Source organism: uncultured Psychromonas sp., from assembly GCF_947489755.1.
Lineage (GTDB): Bacteria > Pseudomonadota > Gammaproteobacteria > Enterobacterales > Psychromonadaceae > Psychromonas.
In genome coordinates this window covers 1-10287 of sequence record NZ_CANLFB010000053.1, presented here as the reverse complement: position 1 = coordinate 10287, position 10287 = coordinate 1, and the positions used below count along the sequence as shown (strand labels likewise).

The following is a 10287-nucleotide window of genomic DNA, read 5'->3' as shown; positions in this document are numbered from 1 at the left end:
GTGTTTAAAATCATCTAAAAATAGATATCCAGTAGCTAAAAGCAAATATGCCGTTCACCTTAAGTGAACGGCATTAATCAATTGATCGCTTTTTTTTGAATATAAACATGAAGTAAAGTATTTAAATAATATTGAATAACTTACTTTTATACGCTTTTAATATTAAGCTTTTTTATTATCAACTAACGTAAAGTTCATTGTACAAACATCACCAAACTTAACTGATGAAGTTGAACCTACTAATGTTTCATGCACGCCAGTGATAGCGCCAGAGCTACATAAAGATCCTGCTGGTAATGTGATACCACGTGCGGCACAACAATCGATCATGAAAGCAAATGCTGATAATGGACCATTGAAAATACCATCTGTTGCTGCGGTATTGATCAATTCATCATTAATCGTAGTGCTTGTTTCCATTGAAGTGATTGCTGTTTTCCAATCGACAATTGAAGTCCCTAAAATAACGCCATATTGATTACCAATATCTGACGCAATGGCAGTTGGACCATAACCATTTAAATCAATAACAGGGCTACTAGCAATCTCGATGCCTGCATAAGCAGCTTTAACTAAATGCGCAACGCCGTCTGCTGTATTGATGCTACCTGGTGCAATATCTTGGTTTGTTTCAAATACTAATTCAGGTTCAATCGCAATAAAGCCACCAGCAAAAACAGGTAGTTCAAATGCTTGTCCTTTTGCTTCTTCTTCTGTCAATGTAGTACATACGTCTTTGAATACAGGACCGATAATACGCTCAGCACCTAGTTCATCACGTAGGTCTGGCGGTACCATACCCACTTTCCAACCAACGATAGGTTGATCAGAAGCAGCAATAGAACCATCTTGAACAACATAAGCTTCAGCTAGTGTGCTTGGGATAGGACCAGGGAAACCGTCTAGGATACGAACATCTTTACGAGCACTAGATAGTGCGTTTGCTAGCGCGCTGATTTGCTCACTAGTTAAAGGGGTAGTTGACATAAAATACTCTCACAATTGTTTGATAAATTTATGGTTATAGTCGCTACAAGTAAATGAAAAACTTGAGCAATAAAAAACCAGTATAAACGCCCTATCACATCAAACAAAGGGATTATTAGCTGTTTCACTGTGATTTTGACTGAGATCTATAATTCAATAACTTATAAAGAAAAAGAGTGATAAATAGGCAAAAAGTCATTCCGTTTAAAAGAGAGATTAAGAAAGCATAAACGTTTAATTATATATATTAACGATTTGCTTCAATAGCGAGATAAATTCATCAAAAGATTCTAATACCTCTCTTTTATAATTCGTATTCACATCTTTATTTTGTTATTTTATAACAAAAATGAAATATTGTTATGTTATAACACCCCATAATTACACGTATTACTTGAATTCAGACGATTAAAACCTTATCGGTGGAAAAATATGATTAATCTAACTAATTTGCGCTTTGCTTGGCAAAAAAAAGACGTTATCAATATTAAAGCGTTAAACATAAAAAAAGGCCAACACTTGTTTATTGAAGGGCCAAGTGGAAGTGGTAAAAGTACATTATTAAATTTGTTAGGTGGCGTATTAACCCCACAAAGTGGCGATGTTACGATTCTTGGTCAATCATTGAATACATTATCTTCAAGTCAAAAAGATACTTTTAGAGCAAATCATATCGGCTTTATATTTCAACAATTTAATTTAATCCCCTATTTAAGTGTTTTAGATAACATCACCTTACCTTGCACTTTTTCAAAAATGCGAAAAGAAAAAGCGCTAAAACAAAGCCAAAGTTTAAATGAAGAAGCCATTCGTTTATTAAGTGCATTGGGTTTAGATGATTCAGCATTATTACAACGTAGTGTTAATGAATTAAGTGTTGGACAACAACAACGTGTTGCAGCAGCAAGAGCGATGCTAGGCAGCCCTGAAATAATCATTGCAGATGAACCCACCTCAGCATTAGACAGCGATCACCGCCAAGGCTTTATTAAACTACTATTCGATGAATGCCAAAAAGAAGATATTACCCTCATTTTTGTAAGCCACGATACCGAGTTAAAGCATCATTTTACTCATAACATCAATTTACAGCAGATTAATCAGGTTAACTTCAAGGATTCGATATAATGGCGATTTTATCATTAGCGCTCAAAAGCTTACTTAACCGAAAACTGACATTTTTTATCACGTTATTTTCTATCGCAATCAGTGTCGCATTATTACTCGGTGTACAAACTTTAAAAACTGAAACCAACAATAGTTTTATGAAAAGTATTTCTGGCACTGATTTAATCATTGGTTCTCGCGGCGCCTCTTCACAACTGTTATTAAGTTCTGTGTTTCATATTGGTAGTACGACCAACACCATACAATACGATACATTTAAAAAAATCAGTTCATCACCTGCGGTAGATTGGGCGGTACCTATTTCGTTAGGCGACTCTCATCGTGGTTATACTGTGATGGCCACTGACTTAAGCTTTTTCGATCATTTTAGTTTTGCTAATAAACAACACCTTAAAGTTCAGTCAGGTGAAATAGATGGAGATATGTTCGCGGTTGTTATTGGCGCAGAAGTAGCAAAAAAATTAAATTATAAGATTGGTGATGAAGTGATCGTCACACATGGAGGCGGTGAAATTGAAGGCCATCATCATGACAATATTCCTTTTTATATCAGCGCAATTTTAGCCCCCTCTTTTACCGCTATTGACCAAACTTTAGTTATTTCATTGGAAGCAATGGAAGCGATGCATACTGATAATCATGGTCACTTTGGTGCACTTCCAGGAGAAAAAATACTACCTCATGAAGAACACGATGAACATGAACATCACAATGAAGCAACTCATGAAGAACACGATGAACATGAGCATCACGATGAGGTAACTCACGAAGACCACGACGAACATGAACATCACGATGAGGCAACTCACGCAGAACACGATGAACATGAGCATCACGATGAGGCAACTCACGATGAACATGACGAACATGAGCATCACAATGAAGCGACTCACGAAGACCATGACAAACATGAGCATCACGATGAGGCAACTCACGAAGACCACGATCAACATGAGCATCACGATGAAGCGACTCATGAAGGACACGATGAACATGAGCATCACGATGAGGTAACTCACGAAGACCACGACGAACATGAGCATCATGATGAGGCAACTCACGCAGATCATGACAAACATGAACATCACGACGAAGCAACTCATGAAGACCACGATCAACATGAACATCATGATGAAGCGACTCATGAAGAGCACGATGAACATGATCATGAAGCACATAATGGGCATGCTGAAACGCAAGATCAGCGAGTAGCACGTTTACTCAAAATTAAACCTGAAAAAATTAATGCTATCTTCGTTGGATTAACATCACCACAAGCAGTGTTAGGCATGCAAAGTTATGTGAACAACTATCCAGAAGAACCATTATCAGCGATTATCCCTGCACTTGCGTTACAAGAGTTATGGGCATTCTTTAGCTTGGCTGAAGTTGCATTGAACATTGTAACGGTATTTGTTGTCTTAGTGGGGCTATTAGGTATGCTAAGTATTATCCTAATGAGTTTAAATGAGCGCCGAAGAGAAATGGCAATATTACGCTCAGTAGGAGCAAGACCAGGGCATATATTTGGTTTGATTATCGGGGAAGCAGGGTTTGTTTGTTTTGCAGGAATAACATTAGGTGTTGCATTGCTTTATTTATTACTGGTTATTTTACAATCGCCCCTTGCTTCTTATTATGGATTTTATTTAGATATTAATATGCTGACGTCTAACGATTTACTTATTTTAGCGATTATCCAATTAAGTGCATTATTGATCGCACTTATTCCTGGTTGGTTGATCTATAAATATTCGTTATCAGACGGAATGAGCATTAAGTTTTAGGAACCTGCATGAAAAAGTTTTTGTTAATCTCATTATTACTCAGCCTGAGCTCGATACTTCAAGTTCAGGCACAACCAATGCAAATTGGTTGGCAAGACTTGGAAGGTAAAGTTGAACCTTACCAAGATCCTTTTGCAGAGTTAACCGATGAACAGCTTTATAATTTATCAATTTATGGGCGAATTTCAGAAATGAAAAGGTTATATCCTTCATATGAAATAACCGATGCGATGCAAAAAGAAGCTGATGATGCTAAAGCACAATTGATAAAAGAGAATGTTGATATCGAATATATGTTTAAACAACGCGATATCATCATGAAAAAGCGTCAAAAAGCATCATTGATAACAAATGACTTATTAGCAGATAGAGAGATAGAAATGTCTGGTTATATGTTAGCGCTTGAGTTTAATGAAGGTACGGTGTCTGAGTTTTTGCTTGTGCCGACTATTGGCGCTTGCTCTCACAAACCAGTGCCTCCTGCAAATCAGTTAATATTCGTAAAAGCAGAAACACCTGTAGCGGCTGGTTCTCCTTATATGCCAATAAAGATAACCGGCACATTACGTATCACACCAGAAGTGAAAGACTTATATTTGGTTGATGGCACAAAGCAAATTAGAATGGCTTACAGTTTAGACAATGCAATTGTAGAGCCTTTTATTGCTACTCGTTAATAAACCGTTATTAAACTGATACTAAAAAGCCGTGACTACCATCATTAATAGTCACGGCTTTTTTAATCGTGCAATAGTTAAGTTGAATAAGATAGCCCATCGGAATGACCTCTAAATAATACCCATCACACTAATTAACCTCAGTGCTGGATAAGCAAAGTAATACATAAATTAGTCAGCGCGTTTTACAGTAAAGCTGTCTCCACTTTCTTTTGTTAAATCAACAGTAACCGTTTTCTCTCCCCAATCATGGTGATTACATTTAGCGCGAACAACGACTTGTTGTATTGGCTTTTCAATAGCGACATTGCATAAACTACGAGTAAAAGGTTGTTCATTATCATGTGGATGAGCAAGCCTCCTTTCACCTAATACATTTCCTTTTAAATCTATAATTTGCCAAGCATCTGCATAATGCTCCCAACCTTGATCATTATGTTTCACCGTCGTATTAAAGCACCAAGTACCCGTTTGACTTTGAACCGCATTAACTTGAATGACTTGAGCATGATCTAACGCTGTAGCAGTTGGCTCAGGTTTTATTTCGTTTGCAAAAACGCAAGATGAGAACAACCCTAACAATAATAATTTCTCCATGATGTATGTCCTCATAAAATAAGTGAAGATTATAACTTAACATAATGATGCTTTAATTTTGTACCGATAAGATCTTTAATGTCGAGGCTATCGTATTAATATTAAGTATTAATCACAATTAACATTAAATATAAACGTTGCTTAATGGGAGCTTATTATCAAACACTTTAGTAAAGATCATGTTGACGCAATGCCGAACAGGCAACGCGCTAAGTTTATTAATAGCTTATCTGGTTTTAAAAGCGCAAATTTGATTGCTACTCAAGATGCAGATGGACACACTAATTTAGCTATATTTAGCTCTGTTGTTCATTTAGGTGCGTCGCCAGCTTTAGTTGGTTTTATTATGCGTCCTGATAATAATGACCGGCATACTTTAGACAATATAATTCAAACAAAGTGCTATACCATCAATCAAGTATCTTCAACATTTTATAATCAAGCACATCAAACATCGGCTCGTTATGATAAAAACCAAAGTGAATTTGATGAAGTTGGATTATCTCCTCTATATGTTGACAACATAACAGCACCATTTGTTAAAGAGAGTACCTTAAAGTACGCAGTTTCATTAAAAGAAATATTACCAATTCCTCTCAATAACACACAGATGATCATCGGTGAAATAACCGATGTAATATGTAATGAAGAAGCTATTCAAGAAGATGGCTATATAGATATAGAAGCGCTACAAACAGTCAGTGTTTCAGGGTTAGATAGCTATCACACAATTCAACGTTTAGAACGTTTAAGCTATGCAAAGCCAAACAGTACTCCTCAGCCTTTAGATAAAAAGGAGAACAAATGAAAGATGATCAATTAATTATATTTTTCGACGGTAGCTGCCCTTTATGCACATTAGAAATGCAAAGATTGAAAGAACAAGATCATAAAAATAATATTCAACTTGTTGATCTTCATCAATCTGATTTTGCGATTCAGTTTCCCGAGATTGATGTAAAAAAAGGACTCGCAATATTACATGGTAAATATCAAGGTAAAATATTGCTCGGTTTAGATGTAACTCATCGCGCTTGGACATTAGTAGGAAAAGGATGGATGGTCGCACCATTACAATGGCCTATCATCAAACCTCTATCACATCTCGTATATCTTCAACTCGCGAAGTACCGTTACCCTATTTCTCAATTTATGTATAAACGTCTTGGTATCGGTATAAAGAAATGCAACGAAGGAACTTGTTATGACAAACCAAACAACACTGATCATTGGGGCAAATAGTGCAATAGCTAAAGCCTTAGCGTTACAGACGATAAAAGAAGATAATACTCAACTTATTGTTGTCACACGCGATATTAGCTTCTATCAACATGAGCAATTTAATCACAGCAAAGTGATTAGCGTTGAAGATTATCAAGAGTCATCAATTAATACAGCGGTACAAACAATAAATGAAGATAAAACAATATCAATAAACCAAGTCTTCATTTGTCATGGTTTGTTACATAATGATGTGATTCATCCTGAAAAACGCTTACAAGAATTCTCGGCAGATTCATTTACCCAAGTATTAACCGCTAACACCATCACGCCTATGTTATGGCTAAAGAATTTGGTCCCCGTATTAAAAGGCAAACAAGCCTGTAAAGTGGTTGTATTTAGCGCCCGTGTTGGCAGTATTTCTGATAATAAAATAGGAGGTTGGTATAGCTATCGAGCATCAAAGGCTGCGATTAATATGTTATTAAAATCTGCAGCTGTGGAGTTATCAAGATCGGCTAAAAATATTAAACTTATTTCATTCCACCCGGGAACGACTGATACACCACTGTCTAAACCTTTTCAAAAAAATGTTCCTGAGAATAAACTATTTACCAGCGAGTTTGTTGCAAAACAACTACTGCAGATAGTGTCAGATAATGACGTAGATGGAGAAGCTAGTTTCTTAGATTGGCAGGGTAAAACTATTCCTTGGTAGTTTCTTAGTAAATTAGCTTCTTACTTAGCTAGTTTCTTACTTAACTGGTTTAAAATCTGAAATAAGTGACTTTAGTATTAAAGTCACTTTTATTAACCCTATCAAAATAACTTAATCATCGATTCCCATAAAAAAATCGCCTTATAGGATAAAGAGAGCAATAAGCATTCTTTATTCTTTATTCTTTATCGAAACTATCAACCACAATCGCACCCATTGAAGCAGGCATAGTAATAACAATGATGCGTTTTAATGCTGTAATCGGGTCATCGATAAAAGGGAGTTTATGCAAACAAAATAATACCAATGCGACAACGAACGCTGTCATTAGATATGCAATAACAATACGTAATATAAAGATTATTTCTCTATTTTTAATCTCTTTCTGAAAAACACTTTGGTAGGTATACAAGGTTAAAAAGACGATAGATAACGTTAACAATAATAATAGGTTTTGCGTAGGCAGCGTTTCGCCTAACTTCCAAGCTTCCTCTGAAAATGAAATTGGTACAGCAAGTGCAAACGCCCCTACAAATATCTGCCCAGCATCTTCAGCATTAAAACTGTATTTCATATAATTCCTATTAATGATGATTTAGCTTAAAAGTGAAAAAATTTATTCAATCCTGAGTTAGCAAATCATAACAGCACTAAGGTTATTTAAGCTTTATTTAATAATATACAAAAAGTAGCTGAATTAAGATCATAAGTTTCTAGATTGAATAATTAATTCATCAAAATATAAAAAAATCAGGCCAAGATCCTCACCGAGGATCTTCTATAAGAATACTCAACACTAAAAATAAGTTAAGACTATTTTTTAGTGTTGACGCTATTTAATCCTCTATATTTAAGTTGAATGGTTAAGTGCAAGGGGTTTGGTGGTTCAATAAATAGTCACTTAATTATTTGCAGAGTCTTTTCCCACTAACCCATAAGGAATTGAATTAAATACCTCTGATTCATTAACTAAGGTCGGAGCTGCATTTGTTCCTTTCCAGTCTAACAACATAATAGCTAACACATTACGATGCTCACCCTTTTTAAAATCCATTTCACCCGTTACCGAAGGGATTAGACCATAATCTCTATTTAATGCTTTCTGGATCGCTTTTCTTGCTTTTAAAACAACAGGATCGTCATTTAATCCTGCTAATAAAAAGTTAATCCCCACTTCAGCGATAATATCTTCTTTAGCTCGATCAATAATGGTATCAATATTATTTCGATAATAATCGTATATCCATTGATAATCTTGCTCATTAATAGAATGTTGATAATAACCAGATGCTGCAAATATAATATGTGTTAACCCATAAATTTTATTAGCAAACTGTTGTTCTGAAAGATCGCTGTCTTTGTCATCTGGGTAAATGCTTCTAAATGTAGCAATAAAATCATCCACTACATCTTGCTCTCCTAGCTGCCTTAACCAATAAACTTGATTCGCTAACTGTGCTGCCCATGCTTTTACCATACTCTCATCAGTAACATACTTGGCAAAATCATAACGACGAATCACTTCACGTAACTTTTTATCTTCACGATGTTTAAGCCCATATTCATCTGCACGAGCCATTGAACCCAGTAAACCAACGCCAAGATAAAGATACTCAGGCATCGTTTGTGTTACTTTATATCGTAATGTAGTGCGCTCATTCGAATCATCGCGATGATCTTTAATACGTTTCTCTGAATAGCTTTTTATTTGCTCAACGGTATGAACTTCATTTGCAAACAGATTAAGTCGACTAGCGATCCGTGCCATATCTGACCAAACTAACGATGAATATTTTTTATCTAACGTTTGTCTATACATTCTCAAACCATAATGACCAGATTTGAAGGCAGGAAAAGTGTATAAGTTTGCTTCATAGGTACGACGGATTAAATCAGCATCTTGTTTGAATCCATTATTTTTAAGCTGATCATTATTTTTAGATTCATTAAGGATTATTGATCTTGTGTCCGCCTGCTCGACGACACTTGTAATTGGTGCCCCTATAGCTGGGTGATGAAGGGTAAAAAATAGTAGTAAAAATGAAGTAATATAAATTTTAGTTGTGAATATTTTCATAAGAACTCCTTTCATTATGTTCACAAATTTAAGGAGTAATATAATAACGATTTACTGACGTTAAATTTATAACTCACTCAGAAGGTATATTTGTTAATTTAAGTCTTATTTATGTAGTTAAAAGTTAAAGATGTCATTGATAAATATAGGGCTGTAAACAATTTTAAAAAGTGGTTTTGAATATTCAATACTTTGTAATATTAGACATAAGACAATCAATACCACTTAAAAGTTTCATTTAGATAAATAAGCTAAAATATTAGATAAGGTTGTTAGTTGCCCCTGTTAAAGAGAGCAAAAAACAATAAGATGGGAGTGTTCATCATTGAGTATTAGCATTTATTAGAGAGCCTAACAATCTAGATCCTTCTAAACATCAATACTAATACCATTTCGCTTTGCTCAGTGTTGCTGATCGTTGTATGCGATGGCTCGCATACTGGCAGGCTAAAGCCTGCGCCCCAAGGTCAAAATACACTCTTCCAATAAAATGAAATGATAAAACGAAAAAATCCCTGCTTGCATAGTCAATAGAGATTATTAGTGTATTTAAAGTGTAGCAAGCTTGGCACTGGAAATACGTCGTAGAGCTCCACGACTCGTCAACCTTGCCTGTTCGTAAACTCGCCCTACTATCAACGTAGCTCATCAATCATATATTAAACACGCTAAATGAAAAACTGCTGACCTCAGTTAACAGAGATGTTCGTATTAAGTGTTTGGCAATGGAAAGGTATCATAGCCCTCTACCACTCGTACCTCATTGATGTCGCAAACTCGCCCGACTATCAACGTAGCTCATCAGTCATGATTAAATGCCCCAAACGAAAAAAATCCCTGTCGATGTCAGTCAACAGGGATGTTCGTATTAAATTTTTGGCATGGAAAGGCGTCATAGCGCTCTACCGCTCGTGCCTCATTTATATCGCAGACTAGCCCGACTATCAACCTAGCTCATCAATCATTATTAAACGCCCTGAACGAAAAAATCCCTGCTGACGTCAGTCAACAGGGATTATCGTATTAGGCGCTTGGCAATGACCTACTTTCACATGAGGAGACCTCACACTATCATCGGCGCAGCTGCGTTTCACT

10 protein-coding genes are annotated in these 10287 nt (G+C 35.9%); 6 read left to right on the top strand and 4 right to left on the bottom strand.

Annotated elements, in window-relative coordinates; genetic code table 11:
• Window positions 1–162: 162 nt before the first annotated feature.
• Window positions 163–987: a hypothetical protein gene (locus tag Q0794_RS17785; RefSeq protein WP_298944180.1), complete on the bottom strand. Its 825-nt coding sequence runs from the start codon at window positions 985–987 to the stop codon at window positions 163–165.
• A gap of 432 nt (window positions 988–1419) precedes the next feature.
• Here Q0794_RS17785 and Q0794_RS17780 point away from each other — a divergent pair, with 432 nt between their 5' ends.
• Genes Q0794_RS17780 through Q0794_RS17770 form a run of 3 tightly spaced genes read left to right on the top strand, consistent with a single transcriptional unit; the run spans window position 1420 to window position 4579 of the window.
• Window positions 1420–2115 (top strand): ABC transporter ATP-binding protein, encoded by a 696-nt coding sequence (locus Q0794_RS17780; RefSeq protein WP_298944178.1) that lies wholly within the window; start codon window positions 1420–1422, stop codon window positions 2113–2115.
• Window positions 2115–3902, top strand: a complete 1788-nt coding sequence (locus Q0794_RS17775; protein ID WP_298944176.1) for an ABC transporter permease — start codon at window positions 2115–2117, stop codon at window positions 3900–3902. The genes Q0794_RS17780 and Q0794_RS17775 overlap by 1 nt, the downstream gene beginning before the upstream one ends.
• Before the next feature lie 8 nt (window positions 3903–3910).
• Complete coding sequence (locus Q0794_RS17770) at window positions 3911–4579, top strand: DUF3299 domain-containing protein (RefSeq protein WP_298944173.1); 669 nt, start codon at window positions 3911–3913, stop codon at window positions 4577–4579.
• Between the two features lie 171 nt (window positions 4580–4750).
• Here Q0794_RS17770 and Q0794_RS17765 read toward each other — a convergent pair whose 3' ends face one another.
• Window positions 4751–5176 (bottom strand): hypothetical protein, encoded by a 426-nt coding sequence (locus Q0794_RS17765; protein WP_298944171.1) that lies wholly within the window; start codon window positions 5174–5176, stop codon window positions 4751–4753.
• 190 nt (window positions 5177–5366) lie between these two features.
• Between Q0794_RS17765 and Q0794_RS17760 the strand changes: the two genes are divergently transcribed.
• Genes Q0794_RS17760 through Q0794_RS17750 form a run of 3 tightly spaced genes read left to right on the top strand, consistent with a single transcriptional unit; the run spans window position 5367 to window position 7115 of the window.
• On the top strand, window positions 5367–5984 hold the full coding sequence (locus Q0794_RS17760; protein ID WP_298944169.1) for a flavin reductase: 618 nt from the start codon (window positions 5367–5369) through the stop codon (window positions 5982–5984).
• The gene (locus Q0794_RS17755; RefSeq protein WP_298944167.1) at window positions 5981–6418 is read left to right on the top strand and encodes a thiol-disulfide oxidoreductase DCC family protein; all 438 of its coding nucleotides are present in this window, start codon (window positions 5981–5983) and stop codon (window positions 6416–6418) included. Before Q0794_RS17760 ends, Q0794_RS17755 begins: the two co-directional genes overlap by 4 nt.
• Window positions 6381–7115 carry an SDR family NAD(P)-dependent oxidoreductase gene (locus tag Q0794_RS17750; RefSeq protein ID WP_298944165.1) on the top strand — a complete coding sequence of 245 codons (735 nt, stop codon included), beginning with the start codon at window positions 6381–6383 and terminating at the stop codon, window positions 7113–7115. Before Q0794_RS17755 ends, Q0794_RS17750 begins: the two co-directional genes overlap by 38 nt.
• Before the next feature lie 178 nt (window positions 7116–7293).
• On the opposite strand, the gene Q0794_RS17745 is transcribed toward Q0794_RS17750, so the two are convergent.
• Window positions 7294–7689 (bottom strand): DUF2391 family protein, encoded by a 396-nt coding sequence (locus Q0794_RS17745; protein WP_298944163.1) that lies wholly within the window; start codon window positions 7687–7689, stop codon window positions 7294–7296.
• 327 nt (window positions 7690–8016) lie between these two features.
• On the bottom strand, window positions 8017–9192 hold the full coding sequence (locus Q0794_RS17740; RefSeq protein WP_298944161.1) for a DUF3541 domain-containing protein: 1176 nt from the start codon (window positions 9190–9192) through the stop codon (window positions 8017–8019).
• Window positions 9193–10287 lie beyond the last annotated feature (1095 nt).

Excerpts from the sequence above, each read along its gene's own strand:
- Q0794_RS17745 (WP_298944163.1), bottom strand. The coding sequence starts at position 7,689 with ATGAAATACAGTTTTAATGCTGAAGATGCTGGGCAGATATTTGTAGGG.
- Q0794_RS17770 (WP_298944173.1), top strand. The coding sequence starts at position 3,911 with ATGAAAAAGTTTTTGTTAATCTCATTATTACTCAGCCTGAGCTCGATA.
- Q0794_RS17780 (WP_298944178.1), top strand. The coding sequence starts at position 1,420 with ATGATTAATCTAACTAATTTGCGCTTTGCTTGGCAAAAAAAAGACGTT.
- Q0794_RS17785 (WP_298944180.1), bottom strand. The coding sequence starts at position 987 with ATGTCAACTACCCCTTTAACTAGTGAGCAAATCAGCGCGCTAGCAAAC.
- Q0794_RS17750 (WP_298944165.1), top strand. The coding sequence starts at position 6,381 with ATGACAAACCAAACAACACTGATCATTGGGGCAAATAGTGCAATAGCT.
- Q0794_RS17760 (WP_298944169.1), top strand. The coding sequence starts at position 5,367 with ATGCCGAACAGGCAACGCGCTAAGTTTATTAATAGCTTATCTGGTTTT.
- Q0794_RS17775 (WP_298944176.1), top strand. The coding sequence starts at position 2,115 with ATGGCGATTTTATCATTAGCGCTCAAAAGCTTACTTAACCGAAAACTG.
- Q0794_RS17755 (WP_298944167.1), top strand. The coding sequence starts at position 5,981 with ATGAAAGATGATCAATTAATTATATTTTTCGACGGTAGCTGCCCTTTA.
- Q0794_RS17765 (WP_298944171.1), bottom strand. The coding sequence starts at position 5,176 with ATGGAGAAATTATTATTGTTAGGGTTGTTCTCATCTTGCGTTTTTGCA.
- Q0794_RS17740 (WP_298944161.1), bottom strand. The coding sequence starts at position 9,192 with ATGAAAATATTCACAACTAAAATTTATATTACTTCATTTTTACTACTA.